The sequence below is a fragment of the Pseudoalteromonas sp. APM04 genome, assembly GCF_022809815.1.
Taxonomy (GTDB): domain Bacteria; phylum Pseudomonadota; class Gammaproteobacteria; order Enterobacterales; family Alteromonadaceae; genus Pseudoalteromonas; species Pseudoalteromonas marina.
Map to the genome: position 1 here is coordinate 3,246,008 of NZ_CP094441.1, position 18,128 is coordinate 3,264,135.

16 protein-coding genes are annotated in these 18,128 nt (G+C 40.5%); 9 read left to right on the top strand and 7 right to left on the bottom strand.

From position 1 onward, the window contains the following. Window positions 1-140: 140 nt before the first annotated feature. Complete coding sequence (gene typA / locus MTP24_RS14985) at window positions 141-1,964, bottom strand: translational GTPase TypA (protein ID WP_243531963.1); 1,824 nt, start codon at window positions 1,962-1,964, stop codon at window positions 141-143. 506 nt (window positions 1,965-2,470) lie between these two features. Between typA and glnA the strand changes: the two genes are divergently transcribed. The 5 genes from glnA (at window position 2,471) to MTP24_RS15010 (ending at window position 7,552) form a co-directional block, all read left to right on the top strand. After that, window positions 2,471-3,877 carry a glutamate--ammonia ligase gene (glnA, locus tag MTP24_RS14990; protein WP_243531968.1) on the top strand — a complete coding sequence of 469 codons (1,407 nt, stop codon included), beginning with the start codon at window positions 2,471-2,473 and terminating at the stop codon, window positions 3,875-3,877. 114 nt (window positions 3,878-3,991) lie between these two features. After that, window positions 3,992-4,513, top strand: coding sequence for a DUF4124 domain-containing protein (locus MTP24_RS14995; protein ID WP_279388986.1), 522 nt, complete (start codon window positions 3,992-3,994; stop codon window positions 4,511-4,513). Window positions 4,514-4,596: 83 nt separating this feature from the next. Beyond that, window positions 4,597-5,667, top strand: a complete 1,071-nt coding sequence (gene glnL / locus MTP24_RS15000; RefSeq protein WP_008127000.1) for a nitrogen regulation protein NR(II) — start codon at window positions 4,597-4,599, stop codon at window positions 5,665-5,667. A gap of 14 nt (window positions 5,668-5,681) precedes the next feature. Then, window positions 5,682-7,067 (top strand): nitrogen regulation protein NR(I), encoded by a 1,386-nt coding sequence (gene ntrC, locus MTP24_RS15005; RefSeq protein WP_138740538.1) that lies wholly within the window; start codon window positions 5,682-5,684, stop codon window positions 7,065-7,067. A 26-nt stretch (window positions 7,068-7,093) separates the two neighbouring features. Then, entirely contained in the window at window positions 7,094-7,552 is a 459-nt protein-coding gene (locus MTP24_RS15010; protein WP_243531970.1) for a cyclic nucleotide-binding domain-containing protein, read from the top strand. A 31-nt stretch (window positions 7,553-7,583) separates the two neighbouring features. Here the strand turns inward: MTP24_RS15010 and MTP24_RS15015 are convergent, their stop codons facing one another. Both MTP24_RS15015 and MTP24_RS15020 read right to left on the bottom strand, forming a co-directional pair. Continuing rightward, window positions 7,584-8,249 carry a hypothetical protein gene (locus MTP24_RS15015; RefSeq protein ID WP_243531972.1) on the bottom strand — a complete coding sequence of 222 codons (666 nt, stop codon included), beginning with the start codon at window positions 8,247-8,249 and terminating at the stop codon, window positions 7,584-7,586. A gap of 55 nt (window positions 8,250-8,304) precedes the next feature. Further along, window positions 8,305-8,592: a hypothetical protein gene (locus tag MTP24_RS15020; RefSeq protein WP_008127106.1), complete on the bottom strand. Its 288-nt coding sequence runs from the start codon at window positions 8,590-8,592 to the stop codon at window positions 8,305-8,307. A gap of 228 nt (window positions 8,593-8,820) precedes the next feature. On the opposite strand from MTP24_RS15020, the gene MTP24_RS15025 reads away from it, so the two are divergent. The 4 genes from MTP24_RS15025 (at window position 8,821) to MTP24_RS15040 (ending at window position 13,052) form a co-directional block, all read left to right on the top strand. After that, a complete protein-coding gene (locus MTP24_RS15025) occupies window positions 8,821-9,204 on the top strand; it encodes an RNA-binding S4 domain-containing protein (protein WP_243531974.1) in 384 nt (127 codons plus the stop codon). A gap of 94 nt (window positions 9,205-9,298) precedes the next feature. Next, on the top strand, window positions 9,299-9,727 hold the full coding sequence (locus tag MTP24_RS15030) for a hypothetical protein (protein ID WP_058429979.1): 429 nt from the start codon (window positions 9,299-9,301) through the stop codon (window positions 9,725-9,727). Window positions 9,728-9,927: 200 nt separating this feature from the next. Next, window positions 9,928-12,672, top strand: coding sequence for an aconitate hydratase AcnA (gene acnA / locus MTP24_RS15035; protein WP_243531976.1), 2,745 nt, complete (start codon window positions 9,928-9,930; stop codon window positions 12,670-12,672). Between the two features lie 134 nt (window positions 12,673-12,806). Continuing rightward, window positions 12,807-13,052 (top strand): hypothetical protein, encoded by a 246-nt coding sequence (locus MTP24_RS15040; protein WP_243531978.1) that lies wholly within the window; start codon window positions 12,807-12,809, stop codon window positions 13,050-13,052. 3 nt (window positions 13,053-13,055) lie between these two features. Here the strand turns inward: MTP24_RS15040 and MTP24_RS15045 are convergent, their stop codons facing one another. The 4 genes from MTP24_RS15045 to MTP24_RS15060 form a co-directional block, all read right to left on the bottom strand. Then, window positions 13,056-13,598 (bottom strand): DUF4124 domain-containing protein, encoded by a 543-nt coding sequence (locus tag MTP24_RS15045; RefSeq protein ID WP_243531980.1) that lies wholly within the window; start codon window positions 13,596-13,598, stop codon window positions 13,056-13,058. A 138-nt stretch (window positions 13,599-13,736) separates the two neighbouring features. Continuing rightward, on the bottom strand, window positions 13,737-14,477 hold the full coding sequence (locus MTP24_RS15050; RefSeq protein ID WP_006791348.1) for a phosphoadenylyl-sulfate reductase: 741 nt from the start codon (window positions 14,475-14,477) through the stop codon (window positions 13,737-13,739). A 42-nt stretch (window positions 14,478-14,519) separates the two neighbouring features. Next, the gene (cysI, locus tag MTP24_RS15055; RefSeq protein ID WP_010557646.1) at window positions 14,520-16,217 is read right to left on the bottom strand and encodes an assimilatory sulfite reductase (NADPH) hemoprotein subunit; all 1,698 of its coding nucleotides are present in this window, start codon (window positions 16,215-16,217) and stop codon (window positions 14,520-14,522) included. A gap of 60 nt (window positions 16,218-16,277) precedes the next feature. Beyond that, window positions 16,278-18,092 carry an assimilatory sulfite reductase (NADPH) flavoprotein subunit gene (locus MTP24_RS15060; RefSeq protein ID WP_243531982.1) on the bottom strand — a complete coding sequence of 605 codons (1,815 nt, stop codon included), beginning with the start codon at window positions 18,090-18,092 and terminating at the stop codon, window positions 16,278-16,280. Window positions 18,093-18,128: the final 36 nt, after the last annotated feature.

Sequence of the window (18,128 nt, forward strand, 5' to 3'; positions counted from 1 at the left end):
CAAGAGGACAAGAGGCGCTGTGCTTTTAGAGCTCAATATTGATAACTAAAAACTGAAAGCTTCTCTTGCTTTAAAAACAAAAAAGCCGCTGTATTTTGCAATACCGCGGCTTTTAAAAATCATTATTCTAAATTAATAGATTATGATTTAGGAGCACGACCCGCACGTTTACGCTCATTTTCAGTTAAATGACGTTTACGAATACGAATGTTCTCAGGTGTAACTTCTACTAACTCATCATCAGCAATAAACTCAAGCGCTTGCTCAAGTGAATAGTTCAGATGTGGTGTAAGTGTTTGTGCTTCATCTGTACCAGATGCACGAACGTTAGTAAGTTGCTTACCTTTAAGCGCGTTAACTGTAAGGTCGTTATCGCGGCTATGAATACCGATAACCATACCTTCATAAACTTCAACACCGTGACCGATGAATAAACGGCCGCGCTCTTGTAAGTTAAATAATGCGTTAGTAAGTGCTTTACCTGTTGCGTTTGCAATCATTACGCCGTTCTTACGAACACCTAGCTCGCCACCTTTGTGCGGACCGTAGTGATCGAACGTATGGTAAAGTAAACCAGAACCCGAAGTAAGTGTCATGAACTCAGTTTGGAAACCGATTAAGCCACGGCTTGGGATCATAAAGTCCATACGCATACGGCCTTTACCATCTGGTGCCATGTCAGTAAGTTCACCCTTACGAAGACCAATTTGCTCCATGATAGAACCTTGGTGCTCTTCTTCACAGTCAATCGTTAGTGTTTCATACGGTTCTTCTAACACGCCATCAACAGTACGTAATATTACTTCTGGACGAGATACAGCAAGCTCATAACCTTCACGACGCATGTTCTCGATTAAGATACCTAGGTGTAATTCACCACGACCTGATACGCGGAAGCTATCTGGGTTATCAGTATCTGCAACACGAAGTGCTACGTTGTGTACTAATTCTTTGTCTAAACGCTCACGAATATTACGTGATGTTACAAACTTACCTTCTTTACCACAGAACGGAGAGTTATTTACAGAGAACGTCATTGTAACTGTAGGCTCATCAACACTTAGTGGTGGTAATGCTTCAACGTTGTTAGGACAACAAAGCGTATCTGAAATCTTAAGCTCACCAAGACCAGTAACGGTTACGATGTTACCAGCATAAGCTTTCTCAGTATCGATACGCTCAAGGCCTAAGTAGCTTTGTACTGAACCAATTTTACCGTTACGAGTCGTGCCGTCAGCGCCAATAACTGTAACTTGTTGGTTAGTCGCAACAGAACCACGTTTGATACGACCAATACCGATTACACCTTTATACGAGTTGTAATCAAGCTGAGAGATTTGCATTTGGAAGTCACCTTCAGGATCTGCATCCGGTGGTGATACTTCGTCAACGATCATCTTGAACATAGGTTCCATGTTGTCTGATGGCTCGTCTAAATCTAATGTTGCCCAGCCGTTGATAGCTGATGCATAGATTACTTTAAAGTCTAACTGTTCATCAGTTGCACCAAGGTTATCGAATAAATCAAAGATTTGATCCATAACCCAATCTGGGCGTGCACCTGGCTTATCAATTTTATTGATAACGACGATTGGCTTTAAGCCTTGCGCGAATGCCTTTTGCGTTACGAAACGCGTTTGTGGCATTGGACCTTCTTGAGCATCAACAAGTAATAATACTGAGTCAGCCATCGAAAGTACGCGTTCAACTTCACCACCGAAATCGGCGTGTCCCGGGGTATCTACGATATTGATGTGGTAGTCATTCCAAGAGATAGCTGTGTTTTTAGCTAAAATGGTAATACCACGTTCTTTCTCAATGTCGTTTGAGTCCATCACGCGCTCTTCGTTACCGCCGCGTGTTTCTAATGTACCTGATTGCTCAAGTAGTTTGTCAACCAGAGTTGTTTTACCGTGGTCAACGTGCGCGATAATCGCTATATTTCTTAACTGTTCGATGCTCATATATTTACTCAGAGAAATTAAATTCTCAATGATCCTGCAAGATCTACGCACTCATCTGCGTTTTCACGAGATGTCCAAGCATAGGATTTAAAAGGGCGCATATTATCCCTCATTAATGACATGGATGAAAGTTTATCCAATACAATTTTCAAAACTTTCTCAATACTTTTACTAAGTATCTGTTTTATATATGACAATTATATGAAATAAATTGCCATTATTTTTTAAAAAATGCAGTTTACACTATTTATACGATATTTTTGGCACTCTTTTACATTTAGGTTATGCTGATTTTGAGCGATTAAATTAACAACAAATTGTAGTGCACATAGCCTGCACCAAAGTGGAATTTAACTGCACCATAATGGTGCTGTTTTATGCCCCACATTGTAGCAACTAAGTTTTTTTAACCTATAAACATAGAGTTATAAAAATGGCACAAAATCAGCTTAATAAATCCCAAAGCAATTATGCAGCAATAATAAAACCCAATAGTTGGAGGACACATGTCACAATCGGTTTTAGATTTTATTAAAGAAAATGACGTTAAGTTCATTGATTTACGCTTTACTGATACAAAGGGTAAAGAGCAACATGTATCTATTCCTCATCACCAAGTTGATGAAGATTTTTTCGAAGACGGTAAAATGTTCGACGGTTCTTCAATTGCTGGTTGGAAAGGCATAAACGAATCAGACATGGTTTTAATGCCTGTTGCTGAATCAGTAAAACTTGACCCTTTCACTGAAGAAACAACATTAATCGTACGTTGTGACGTTGTAGAGCCTTCTACACTTCAAGGTTACGAGCGCGACCCGCGTTCAGTTGCTAAACGTGCTGAAGATTACATGCGCTCTACAGGTATTGCTGATACCGTATTATTTGGCCCAGAGCCAGAGTTCTTCCTTTTTGACGATGTTAAATACAAATCAGACATGTCTGGTTCAATGTACAAAGTTGACGCTGTAGAAGCGGCATGGAACTCAGATAAAGATTATGAAGGCGGCAACACTGGTCACCGTCCAGGTGTTAAAGGCGGTTACTTCCCTTGTTCACCTGTAGATTCTTCACAAGATTGGCGTTCAGCTACCTGTTTAGTACTTGAAGAACTAGGTCAAGTAGTAGAAGCACATCACCACGAAGTAGCAACAGCAGGCCAAAACGAAATTGCAACTCGCTTTAATACTATGGTTTTAAAAGCAGATGAAATCCAAGAAATGAAATACGTTATTCATAACATGGCTCATTTATACGGAAAAACAGCTACATTCATGCCTAAGCCAATTGTTGGTGATAACGGTTCTGGTATGCACTGCCACCAGTCTTTGGCTAAAGACGGTGTTAACTTATTTGCTGGTGATAAATACGGCGGTCTTTCTGAAGAAGCGCTTTACTACATTGGCGGTATTATCAAGCATGCTAAAGCTATTAACGCATTTGCTAACGCATCAACTAACTCGTACAAACGTTTAGTACCAGGCTTTGAAGCGCCAGTAATGCTTGCATACTCTGCACGTAACCGTTCTGCTTCAATCCGTATTCCAGTGGTACCATCTGCGAAAGGTCGTCGTATCGAAGTACGCTTCCCAGATCCAACAGCTAACCCATACCTTGCTTTCTCAGCAATGCTTATGGCTGGTCTTGACGGTATCAAAAACAAGATCCACCCTGGCGATGCAATGGATAAAGATTTATACGACTTACCAGCAGAAGAAGCAGCAGAAATTCCACAAGTTGCATCTTCACTTGGTGAAGCACTAGATGCATTAAGTGCTGACCGCGAGTTCTTAACTCAAGGTGGTGTTTTCACTGACGACCTAATCGATGCTTACATTGCACTTAAAGGCCAAGAAGTTGAAAAACTTAACATGACAACTCACCCAGTTGAGTTCGAAATGTACTACAGCTGTTAATGTGACACTGTAAAAGAATGTGTGTTCTCAAGCCCGCTTAGCGGGCTTTTTTAATGGTAAATTAAATCAAACTCCACTAAAGTTAAGCAATCATAAAAATTGCAGGGTAGCAGTGTGAATAGTAAGATTTTATTGCTAATGATTACTTTAGGATTAAGTAATTATGGTTATGCGGGTGAAAAAAGAATTTACGCTTGGAAAGATCAAAACGGCGTTTTAGTGTTTTCAGATACACCGCGTAAAGGTGCTACAGAGGTAAAACTCTCTAGCCAGAGCTTAACTATGCCCGCTAAAGAGATAGCGACTCTCAGCAGCCAATCCCATACTAAAAAAACAGGGTTTGGTATTGCCATTACGTCACCTGAGCACAATCAAACCATTCATGAAAATACCGGCACAATATACGTCACCAGCCGCGTAATGCCGAGCTTTAAAGCAGGCTATACCATTCAATTGCTTGTTAATGGAGAAGCAAACGGCCCTGCAATAAATAACTCAGTATTTGCAATTGCTGATGTTGAAGCCGGTGAACATATGCTTCAAGTAAGACTGTTTAACGAGAAAAACCAAATTATCGCTGTGAGCGAGCCACGTATATTTAATATGCGCAGAAAAGGCAAAATCCATAGCAATTAAAGCGAAACTTAATACTTAGGCGCAGCAGCTCATTTAAGATAAAACCTGGCCTGTAAACACCTGCGCACTAAAATGGTGCAAACATGATTAATAACAAAAATTTTAGCCCCGAACTGCTTGATGCCATATGGCAAAATCAAACAACGGCAGTTATGCTTCTCGATAAAAATTTTACCGTTTTTTATGCCAATACCAGTACCAGTGAGTTACTTGGGCTTGCCACTAAACGCTTACTCGAACAGCCCTTTGATACCCTTTTTAATTACCATTCAATTGACTTAAAACGCATCGCGCAGTTTTCATTAATTGATGGCGTTGATTGCCAACAACACAGAGCTGACGTAGTCTTTAGCGATTCTCGCCATGCCAAAGTAAGTGTTAATTCAAGGCGAATTAACTTTAAAGGTACTGCGTATATTTTATTAGAATGTCGTCAAACAGACGATGAAATAAAGCACGATCAAGCTTCAAATCAAATGCATCAATACCAAGCAGCACGTAACTTAATAAGAGGCTTGGCACACGAAATTAAAAATCCTTTAGGTGGAATTCGCGGAGCGGCGCAATTATTGCAATATGAGGTTGATCAGCAAGAAAGAAATCAATGCGCTGAGCTCATCATTGAGCAAGCAGACAGATTACGTGAACTAGTAGATAGACTTTTAGGGCCTAACCAACTGCCACAAAAATCTTACGTTAATATACACCAAGCGTTAGAGTCGGTAGTGAAGTTAAGCACACTCGATAATTGTTCAAATATCGAATTAAAAAAAGATTACGATCCTAGTATCCCTAATGTGTTTATTGATCAGAGTAAAATACAACAAGTGGTTTTAAATATTGTTCGTAATGCTCAGCAGGCGCTTACTGAGGGTGGTGAGATAAAAATAAAAACGCGTATTAATCATCAACACCGTCGTCCAGGTAAGGCACCTAAAAAAGCCTTGTTGATCCAAATATCTGATAACGGACCAGGCATAGATCACAGCATACGTGAAACCTTGTTCTACCCTATGATCACCAACAAAGAAGGTGGCTCAGGGCTTGGACTCTCGATTGCACAGACGCTCATTGATCAGCACGATGGCTATATTGAATGTGATAGCTGGCCTGGACATACTGAATTTAATATCTATCTGCCCTTTGCAGATTAATGTTTGGAGTTGCCATGAAAACAGTTTGGCTTGTAGATGATGATGCATCAATTCGTTTTGTACTTGAAAAAGCACTTGAACGCTCTGGTTTTAATGTAGAAAGCTTTGCCAACGCGCAAGATGTACTTAATGCATTGAAGTTTAGTCAACCTACTGTTTTAGTATCGGATGTGAAAATGCCCGGTATGGATGGCATGGCCCTACTTGAACTCATCGCAGAACAAAACCCTGGCTTGCCAGTAATAATAATGACTGCGCACTCAGACCTAGATTCAGCAGTGAACGCCTTTCAAAAAGGGGCATTTGAGTACTTAGCTAAACCATTCGATTTAAATGAAGCCGTTGCACTTGTTGAAAGCGCATTTAGAGCAAATTCCACAAAAAAAACCAAACGTAAGCAAACGCCCCCTAAAAGTGCTCATATCATTGGTGAAGCACCCGCTATGCAAGAGGTCTTTAGAGCAATAGGTAAACTTTCAGCATCTAGCATGAGTGTTTTGATTAATGGTGAGTCGGGCACAGGTAAAGAGCTCGTTGCAAGTGCACTTCACAATCACAGCCCGCGTAAAGAAAACCAATTTATTGCCCTTAATATGGCTGCTATACCTAAAGAATTAGTCGAGTCTGAGCTGTTTGGCCATGAAAAAGGCGCGTTCACCGGTGCAGATACCGTGCGAAAAGGTCGATTTGAACAAGCCAATGGCGGCACTTTATTTTTAGATGAAATTGGCGATATGCCTTTAGATGTGCAAACACGCTTACTTCGCGTACTTGCCGACGGAGAGTTTTACCGTGTTGGTGGTCATCAAAGTATAAAAGTTGATGTACGCATTATTGCCGCAACACATCAAAACTTAGAAGACTTAGTTAAACAAGGTAAGTTTAGGGACGATTTATTCCATCGCTTAAATGTAGTACGCCTTCATTTACCTGCTTTACGTGAACGCACCGAAGATATTGAACGCTTAGCGCAACACTTTTTACATAAAAGCGCTAAAGATCTGCAAGTAGAAAGCAAAGTATTGAGCCCTAAAGCAACCGAGCAACTTCGTTTATTTAACTGGCCAGGCAATGTTCGCCAGCTTGAAAACACTTGTCGTTGGTTAACGGTTATGGCACCAGGCGAGCTTGTTACAGAGCAAGATTTGCCCCCTGAAATTATTGAAGTAACACCAATACAAGAGGAAGGTGATTGGCTGGATGCTTTTCAGCAATGGCTTAATAATGAACTAAAACAAGGTAAAGAAAATATTTGGCCAGACATACAGGCACAACTAGAAACACGCTTAATTAAAACAGCACTTGCTAATTGTTCGGGTCACAAACAAGATGCCGCCATAAAAATAGGCTGGGGTCGCAATACATTGACCCGAAAATTAAAAGAGCGCAATATTAGCTAACAATGTGCATTAAATTTTGATATCGAATGAAATTAATCGAACACATTCCATTGTTCAAACAAATGGAAATAATTAACAGGCTACATTTTTTTAAAGAATTTACGCTTAACGAGCGTCAAATTTTATTAGAATCATATGGCCTATTGTATTTAGTTGGCCAGCACCAATTTTTGTTTAAACAGTTCGATAACGATAAACGATTGTATATTGTACTTAGCGGCGCACTTTTAGTATTTAAGCATAATCACTTACTTGAACTGGGCACAATAGAGCCTGGCGAATTTATAGGTGAAGGCGCATTTATAAATAACAGAGAGCGCAGTACAAGTGCTCGCGCTAAAAGCGATACCATTGTCCTTGCCATCACCCCCGAAGCACTCACTCAGTTACCCAATGTCATTAGAGAAAAAATTAAAGACCGCATTATTGAAGGTATGAGTGAACGAATAACTAAGCTCAGTGACTATATAGAAAATCACGGTTAGCTCAGTGACTATATAGAAAACCACGGTTAGCTCAGTCCATATGAACAACCTGCAATGAGCAATCGAGCCAGCTAGGATTGTTAACATGGGCTGTAAACGTGTAAGTATCTGATGGTTTATCGCCAAAGGGCGTATTTATAAGTGGCTGCGAGTGACGATAAGTTTGCGAATAATTTTTGTAATAAATGACAACGTAACCATATAAAAACTCCCAACCCAACCTCACAACTGCACCACTGGGTAAAGTAAAATCAGCGTATTCTTTGGTAAAGGTAACGATTAAATCATTGTACTTATCTTCACTGCATTGAGTTGTTCGTAACTGTTTAGGCATTACAAAATCAGCATTTTCAGCTGTATTTTTTAAATAAAAACCTATATTGCCATCACCATAAAAATGGTTTGAGCGACTTGTATAATTAACTTGTGGCTCATACCCGAGCGCTTGCATTATGGACGCAAGTTGTTCTGTCTCTTTGGAATAAATTTTATCGCTTGATAAAAGCAACGTTGCTTCACCAAAATCTGATGGGATTTCTAACGTTACATATTCATAGGGAAGAATTTGTGCTTTTAACGCCGCATCAAGCTGGTTACGTTGTTCATCTTGCAAGTTTTCACTAAAAACATAAACAGTGGGTTGCTGGCATGCAACTAACATACATGCCAATACACAAATTAAAAATCCTTTTTTCATAGTCACCTCATTTGATTACACTTGTAGTCTATTAGAGGTATTGCTTTATCGCAAATTAATTTATTTGATTATCTAACCAAGCATCTACACTTTTACGCGTATATAACACTTCTTTGAATAAGCGGTGACGTTCAAATTCCAAAACGCTTTTTTTGTTAGTGTTGCCACTAAGTAACTGGCTGTGTGTATCGTTAAATTTTGAAATAACCGAAAACCCGCGTTCAGGTTTTTGGTCGTGCTTTTTTATTGATTTACTAAGGTGTTCCCTAACGTCATCGGCAGTTAACATGTCTGAATGATTTAAGCCCATTAGCTCTTTTCTCATTGCTAATCTTACGCCCATTTTTTACTCCATGATTCTATGTATTCTAAATTCGACACAGCTATAGCAATTAGTAAGCCACTTACAAACATGACTCGCCGGAGCTTAACTAATAAATACTTCAGTTTTTTTAAAGTGAGTCATTTTTTAAAAAATAACTAATACGTAAATTTGAGTGATTTGGTTTGGTGCATAATTGGCCCTATGCCTTTATACTACAGCCTATGCAAGCCTCCACCGAGAGTAACAATGAACGAAGAATACATAGAAATCGAACTAGAAGAAGAGCCGATAGAGCTCTGTAAATTATTAAAAGTACTTAATTTAGTTGAAGGTGGCGGCCAAGCTAAAAACCTAATCGCCGAAGGCTATGTGGGTGTTAACTATGAAATTTGTACAATAAAGCGGAAAAAATTATACAGTGGTGATGTACTGGAATTTGATGGCGAGCTCTTTCAACTCTCCCTGAGTGAAGATGCAACACCAGCACAAAGACCAAGTGAACAAACACCGGTTGAACCCAAACAAAACATTTCACCGCCTGAAAGCCAACCAGCAAAAAGTAAACGTAAGCGCACTAAAAAGCCAAAGGTCGATGAAAAAACAGGGCGTCGTCCTATTTCATTTGGGTAAGCTTACAAATCGCATTATAAAAAAGCCAACTTGTATAGTTGGCTTTTTTACTCTTTAATAACCTTGTTAATAATAATAAAAAACAAGGTTACACATGTCATCTCACACACCTAAAAACTGGTTTAAACCCGTCGCTTGGGCTGCTCTTATATGGAATTTATTGGGCGTTATAGCATTCATTATGCACATAATGACAAGCCCAGATATGATCAGTAAACTACCATTAGATCAACAAGCTGCATATTCAAACACCCCAATATGGGCCACCATTGCTTTCGCCGTTGCCGTTTTTGGTGGTGCTTTAGGCTGCATTTTTTTACTTGCTAAGAAATCGCTTGCAACACCTACTTTTGCTTTATCGCTCGGCGCGATAATTATACAGCAGTACTACAACTTTTTTATAATTGATAGCATTGCCTTGCTAGGAATAAGCTCGGTTGTAATGCCACTTATGGTAGTTTTTATTGCCTTAGCGCTTATTTATTTAAGTATAAAAGGGAAACAACAAGGCTGGCTAAACTAACTGAATAGGCCAGCTGAACAACGTGCTTTTTCGTTGTCATAGATGGTTTATTGAACTCATAATTTAACACCTTACTTCCTATTACAGCTGCACATAAATGCAGCTATTTAATACTCATTTATCATGGTATGCACTTTGCAACTGCGTAATTACAGAGGTTACTTTTCAAAAAATTTAATTAGTTAAGAAGGGGCAAAATAATGAAAAATAGTTTCGATACCCAACATGAGCTCACAATTAATGGTGAGCAATATAATATTCATTCTCTAAAAGGGCTTGGCGACAAAGCAAAACGACTCCCCTTCTCCTTAAAAGTCTTGCTAGAAAATTTGCTGCGCAACGAAGACGGCGAAAACATCAAAGAACAAGACATTAATGCGCTATTAAATTGGGACCCAAAAGCAAAACCATCATCTGAAGTTGCATTTACCCCTGCACGAGTAGTAATGCAAGATTTTACTGGCGTACCTGCCATTGTTGATTTAGCTGCAATGCGAGATGCAATGGAAAAGCTCGGCGGAGATCCTGCAAAAATAAACCCACTGTCACCGGCCGAACTCGTAATAGACCATTCAGTACAAGTTGACGGCTATGGAAATGATGGTGCCTTTGATTTAAATGCGAAACTTGAATACGACCGCAACAAAGAACGATACGAATTTTTACGCTGGGGCCAAACGGCATTTGATAATTTAAAAGTGGTACCACCCGCAACCGGCATTGTTCACCAAGTTAATTTAGAATACCTGGCTCGCGTTATTTTTAACGAAGATAGCAATGGTAAAAAGTTTGCCTACCCCGATACACTGGTTGGTACTGACTCGCACACAACCATGATTAATGGCTTAGGCGTACTTGGCTGGGGTGTAGGCGGCATTGAGGCTGAAGCTGCAATGCTTGGCCAGCCTATTAGCTTACTTATTCCACAGGTAGTTGGCATGAAGCTTAATGGCCGATTACCAGAAGGCACAACAGCAACTGATTTAGTACTCACGGTAACTGAAATTTTGCGTAACCACGGCGTGGTGGGTAAATTTGTAGAATTTTATGGCGACGGCCTTGCAGATCTCCCCCTTGCCGATAGAGCAACCATTGCTAACATGGCACCTGAATATGGTGCTACATGTGGTATTTTTCCAATTGATGACGAAACGATTAATTATTTACGTCTTACCAACCGTGATGAAGACCAACTAAAGCTTATTGAAGATTATGCAAAACACCAAGGCTTGTGGCGTAACGATGGCGACGAAGCTCGCTATACCGACACACTAGAACTGAAGCTCGATGATGTTGTACCAAGCCTTGCAGGCCCAAAACGCCCACAAGATAGAATAGCGCTTAACAAAGCCGGCGAGGAAATCTCTCAGCACCTAAAAGGTTTTCAAGAAGAGCGTATAGCACATCGAGATAAAAGTGATGACGAGCAATCGCGTATTGAAAGCGAAGGCCCAACAACCAACCCTGATGAACCTGTAAACGAAGCACAATTTATGGGGGCGGCAAAAGTTAACTATAAAGGCCAAGAGTTTGAACTTAACGACGGTGCATGCGTTATTGCAGCTATAACAAGCTGTACCAACACGTCTAATCCAAGTGTTATTTTAGCCGCAGGCCTTGTGGCTAAAAAAGCAAAACAACTAGGTATTAACGTTAAACCTTGGGTTAAAACATCACTGGCACCTGGCTCAAAAGTAGTTACCGACTACTTAGAAAAAGCGGGGTTAATGGACGACTTAGAAAGCCTAGGTTTTAATTTAGTCGGTTACGGTTGTACTACGTGTATAGGCAACTCAGGACCGCTGGCTGATGAAATCTCACAAGCTATTCAAAAACACAAGCTGGTAGTCAGCTCTATCTTATCGGGTAATCGAAATTTTGAAGGGCGTATACACCAAGATGTTAAAATGAACTTTTTAGCCTCTCCTCCTTTGGTTGTTGCCTACGCAATTGCAGGTAGAACAGACATAGATGTTTATAACGAGCCCCTTGCACAAGATGAAAACGGTAACGATATTTACCTTAAAAACATTTGGCCAAGTGTGAAAGAGGTTAGCGACTTAGTAAAAGAAACGGTTACCAAAGAGATGTTTGCAACAAGCTACGCCAATGTTTATGAAGGCGATAGCCGCTGGCAACAAATTCAAATACCTGATGGTAAGTTGTATGATTGGAACGACGCATCTACCTATATTAAAAAAGCACCATTTTTTGATGGCATGACCGTAGAGCCACCGGGTATTCCTACCATTGAAGGGGCTCGCTGTTTAGCCAAGCTAGGAGACTCGGTAACAACCGATCACATCTCTCCTGCAGGCGCGATTAAAGCGGATGCACCTGCTGGTCTTTATCTACAAGAGCACAATGTAGAAAAAGCACAGTTTAATTCTTACGGCTCTCGCCGAGGTAACCATGAAGTAATGATGCGTGGCACCTTTGCTAACGTACGACTTAAAAACTTGTTAGCACCGGGCACTGAAGGCGGTGTAACACGCACGCAACCAGATAATAGCTTAGAAAGTATTTATGATGCAGCTATGGCATATCAAAAAAATGATACACCGCTTATTATTTTAGCCGGAAAAGAATATGGTACTGGCTCGTCACGCGATTGGGCTGCAAAAGGTTCGTTGTTGCTAGGTGTGAAAGCTGTTTTTGCACAAAGCTATGAACGTATTCACCGCTCTAACTTAATTGGAATGGGTGTACTGCCATTACAATTTAAAGAGGGTGAAAGCTATGAGTCGCATGGTTTAACTGGCCAAGAAGAGTTTGATATTCAAGGTCTTTACGATAAAACCGACGAGATTACACTGATAGCAACCAATGCCGAAGGCAAAAAAACAAGCGTAAAAGCCGATGTACGTATTGATACTCCTAAAGAGTGGGATTACTACAAGCATGGCGGTATTTTACAATATGTACTGCGTAACATGCTTAACTAAGCTGCGTAGTGAATGACTCATAGGCCTTATGGTTACAACCATGAGGCCTTTTTTATAACTGCCTTATTATTGCGCTGTATCAATATACAAAACACATAGCCTATTACACTGGCACCATAACCAGTGGAGGCATTATGTCGCATGTAACGATTATTAGAGTACTTAAAACATCTATTGTACTTGGCTTATGCCTTATAGTTACAGGCCATACACTTATCATATCTAATGGATTTAATGAGCAATTTGGTATTAACGGCATTATTGCATCTGCAGCTTGCATCGCTGTGGGTATACTCTTGTCACTACCCACCAAAATATATTTAACCATTTTACTAATGGAAGCTGAAAAACGTTATACCCGCTCTCATACTCATGAATAGCGCTTAAAGTACACTTAAGTTATTAATTTCTTTATTACGTTTTTCTAATTTTTTTTCGATGTTTTCTGCATCTTCAAACAGCTTTTTAATCGATTCAGGATTTAATATTGAAGGGGTTTGCGTATTAGCTGACATCTCACTAGTACTAGACTCTAAGTTTAAAATAGAAGTATCTTCTGCACCAATCACGGTTATATCCTCAGGGTTGAGGGTTAACTCTATGCTTTTACCATGAGGGTTAGGGCTATCTGAATAATGCCATTGGCCTGTTTCATCTTGCCACTTATAAATAGTACTTGAAGAGGTAATCGTTGAGCTGTTGCTTGAAATGCTACTCGTCACTTTATCGCCAGCCTCGTGAATGCCTTTTACAGCTTGATTTAGCGTATTGGTTGATAACGCAACCATTTGCTCTTTAATTTGCTGGGTTTCTTTGCTGATAGTTGAACCTGAAAGCCAAGGTTGGCCGTCTGGCTTTTTTAAATAAAATAATGATATGACAGCAATTACCATCACTGATATTGCTAAATAGGTAAAGTATTTCATAGCGTTCCTGCTTTGTTTGTTCCTTTAATATAATATTAGTGAATAAAGCACTCACTGGCAATTTTATTATCTAAATTTAGATAATAAAAAACGCAGCCTAAGCTGCGTTTAATTGCGGTTAAATAAAGCGTTAAGGTACTAAATACCATCACCATCCATATGAAGACCGCATTCACGGTTTAAACCAAAAAAGCGGGTTTCTTCTTCAGTCATGCCCGGCTCTAGTTTGCGTGTAGTGTGTACATCGCCCATTGATACATACCCTTGCTCCCATAATGGGTGGTAAGGTAAGTCATGCTTAGTTAGGTATTGATATACATCGCGGTTTGACCATTCAATAATCGGGTACACTTTTACCGTACCACGGCTTATTTCTACAAACTGCTTATCTGCACGAGTAGAAGATTGATCGCGACGTAAACCACTAAACCAGGTACCCGCTTCAATTTCTTTTAAAGCGCGAGTCATTGGCTCAACTTTATTAAGCTGATTATATTGCTTAATACCGTCCTCACCTTGCTCCCATAACTTTCCAAACTTAGCTTCTTGCCATGCTGGGCTCAGCTGCGCCTTGTACACTTTTAAATTAAGTGACAAACGCTCGCTCATTTGCTCAATAAACTGGTACGTCTCAGGGAACAAATAACCAGTGTCTGTTAATACAACAGGAATGTCTGGGCGTTGGGTTGTCATTAAATGCAACATCACCGCAGCTTGAATCCCAAAGCTTGACGATAGAAACGCGGTATCGGGTAAATTTTCAAGCGCCCACGCAACACGTTGCTCTGCGCTCATATTTGCTAATACACCATTAGCATCAGCTAACATAGCCGCTTGGCTTTGTTTATCTAGCTGTAATATATTTTTAAATTCACTCATGGAAAATTCCAAGCCTCACCAGCGCCAAGCGCTGGTATCTAATTATGCGTGAAAATCGGTTACTGATACTTTTACTTCAGCAACAATGCCTTTGCGAATTACAAAGTCACCAAAACATTCACCGTCGTTTCGCTCACTTGCCCACTGGCCAATTAGCTTATCAAACGCCTCTAGGTAAACATCTTCACCTACGTTTTCAAGGTACAGTTTAGGAATGCGTGTACCTTCAAGGTTACCGCCTAAGTAAACGTTGTATTTACCAGGCCCTTTACCTACCAGCCCTGCTTCTGCAAGCATTGCGCGGCCACAACCATTAGGACAACCTACAACGCGCATAATAATGCTATCGTCTGGTATCCCGTGTTTAGCGAGTAAAGCTTCAGTTTTTTCAATTAAGCTTGGTAAGTAACGCTCAGCTTCGGCCATTGCAAGCGGGCATGTAGGTAATGCCACACACGCCATTGAGTTTTTACGTTGCTCTGTGTCACCGTCGTCAATCAAACCATGGTTACGAGCAATTTCTTCAATCACTGCTTTTTGATCTGCAGGTACACCGGCAATAATTAAATTTTGGTTTGCCGTCATACGCATATCACCTTGGTGAACTTCTGCAATTTTACGACACCCTGTTTTAAGTGGCTTATCTGGGTAATCTAAAATACGGCCGCTTTGAATAAATAGCGTAAGGTGGTGCTTACCATCAATGCCTTCTACCCAACCAATACGGTCGCCTCGATGAGTAAATTCATATGGGCGGCTAGGTGCAAAGTTTACACCCGCGCGTTTTTCTACTTCTGCTTTAAATACGTCAGACCCAACACGATCTAGTGTGTATTTAGTTTTTGCATTTTTACGGTTAGAGCGGTTACCCCAATCGCGCTGCACTGATACAACGTGCTCAGCAATTTTTAAGGTGTCTTCTAGCGCGATAAAACCAAAGTCGTCAGCTTTACGCGGATACGTAGCCGTATCACCGTGGGTCATAGCAAGGCCACCACCTACAAGTACGTTAAAGCCAACAAGCTTGCCATCTTCAGCAATAGCAACAAAGTTTAAGTCATTCGCATGCACATCGACTTCGTTGTTAGGCGGAATAGTAACCGTGGTTTTAAACTTACGCGGTAAGTAGTTAGAACCTAAAATAGGTTCTTCTGTCGTTTCTGCTTTTTCGCCGTTTAACCAAATTTCAGCATACGCTTTTGTTTTTGGTAATAAATGCTCTGAAATTTTTGCAGCCCACTCATACGCTTCTTGGTGTAGCTCAGACTCAACAGGGTTAGTAGTACACAGCACATTACGGTTTACATCACCTGCGGTAGCAATAGAGTCAATGCCCACGCTATTTAGCATTTGGTGCATGCCTTTAATATTTGGCTTTAAAACACCATGGAACTGAAACGTTTGACGCGTAGTTAAACGAATGCTGCCGTAGCTGGTTTTATCATCAGCAAACTTATCGATTGCTAACCACTGCTCTGGCTTGATAATACCGCCAGGCATACGCGCACGTAGCATTACGTTATGCAGCGGTTCTAATTTTTGCTTTGCACGCTCTGGGCGTATATCGCGATCATCTTGCTGATACATACCGTGAAAACGTATAAGTTGGAAGTTATCGGCTGTAAAACCACCGGTAATTTCATCTTTTAAGTCTTGCTCTATAGTGCCTCGTAAAAAGTTACTTTCTCTTTTCAAACGCTCGTTATCAGAAAGCTTTACGTTTTTATCTTGTTCGCTCATTTTAAATCCTAAATTTGTTACAGTGACGGCTGTTAGCTGTTAATAAAATAAGAAACGTGATTAATACACGTCTTTCTGATAGCGGTTTGCGCTACGCAGGTCTTTTAAATATTGTTCTGCGTCTTCATCATTTTTACCCGTATTTTCTTTAATGATATCAACCAATGCTTGATGTACATCTTTTGCCATACGGTTTGCGTCTCCACATACATAAAAGTGAGCGCCAGCTTCTAACCACTCAAAAATGTCTTTTGAGTTTTTGCGAAGCTTATCTTGTACATAGATTTTTTCGGCTTGGTCACGGCTAAATGCAACATCTACTTTATTAAGTAAACCTGACTTTAAATAACCTTGAATTTCTACTTGGTATAAAAAGTCTTGAGTAAAGTGTGGGTTACCAAAAAACAGCCAGTTTTTACCCTGTGCTTCACGCGAGTCACGCTCTTGTAAAAATGCGCGGAATGGCGCAATACCAGTACCCGGACCCACCATGATAATAGGTGTTTCATCGTTAGCCGGTAAACGGAAGTTGTCATTATGTTCGCTAAATACTTTTACTTTGCAGCCTTCTTCAGCACGACGCGCTAAATAACCAGAACAACCACCTAAGTGCTCGCTGTCAAAAGTATCAAACTCAACAAGTCCAACCGTTAAATGCACTTCGTCTTCAACTTCGCTTTGGCTAGACGCTATAGAATATAAACGAGCCTGAAGCTTACGTAAGCAATCAACTAATGTTTGTGCATCTAGTTTTGCTGGATTTTGACGAATAACATCAAATATTTGGCGTGGCTCAATGTAAGCACGCATTGCAGCTTTATCTTCAACTAGCTTAAGTAGCTCAGGCGTGCCTATTGCTGTTGCGTATTTTTCAACAAAACCTGGATATGACTGCGTTAGCTCTAATTTTTCGATAAGCGCATCACGCACGCTCAATTCTTCATTCGCAACTTTAACGCGACTTGAACCATCAATTTGGGTAAGTTCTAGCACTTCATCAACTAACGCCTCATCATTTAAAAAATATACACCCAGTGAGTCGCCCGGTGTGTAAGTGATATCAGAGCCTTCAAGCGAAATTTCTACATGGCGTACATCTTTTGTTGAATCACGCCCGGTAATTTTTTGAACGGCTAATAATTCGGCTTCAAATGGATTTTGCTTTGTGTACTGGCTAGCTGCAGGTGTTGGTGCACCAAATGGCATAACCGCGGCTTGTCCACCTGCGTTACCCTGTTGCGCTTTTAAATCTGGTTCAAATGCATCCAGTGCGCCTTGAATCCATGTTGCAGCTTCTTCTTCGTAGTCAACATCTAAATCAGCGCGTTGGTAAACTGACTCAGCGCCTAACTTATTTAAACGCTCTTCAAAATCTTTTGCTGTTTGGCAGAAAAACTCATAGCTAGAATCGCCTAGACCAATGACAGCTATTTTAACACCGTCGAGTTTAGGGGCCTTTTTAGTGGCTAAAAATGCGTGCAACGTTTCGCCATCTTCAGGCGGTTCACCTTCACCGTAAGTCGATACAACAACGGTTAAAAACTTTTCTTTTTTCAGGGCCGTTGGTTTGTAATCAGACATACTCACTAATTTGGCTGATAAACCACGCGATTCAGCTTGCTCTTTCATTTGGGTTGCAACACCTTTTGCATTACCCGTTTGTGAGCCATATAAAATAGTTAATACTGCTGCATCGCCCGTTACTGATGTGCCAGCCGTAGGCATACCAAGTGCTGAAGCATTTGCATTAGCTGCTAAGTAACCACTTACCCACGCTTGTTGTATTGGATTAAGCTCAGCCACTAAACCTTGCAGCTTTTGAACTTGCTCTTGCGATAGCGGGCTTGCCGCAGCATTTAGTTGACCTAACAACATGAATCGATTCCCCATAACCCTGAAAATTAAGCACAA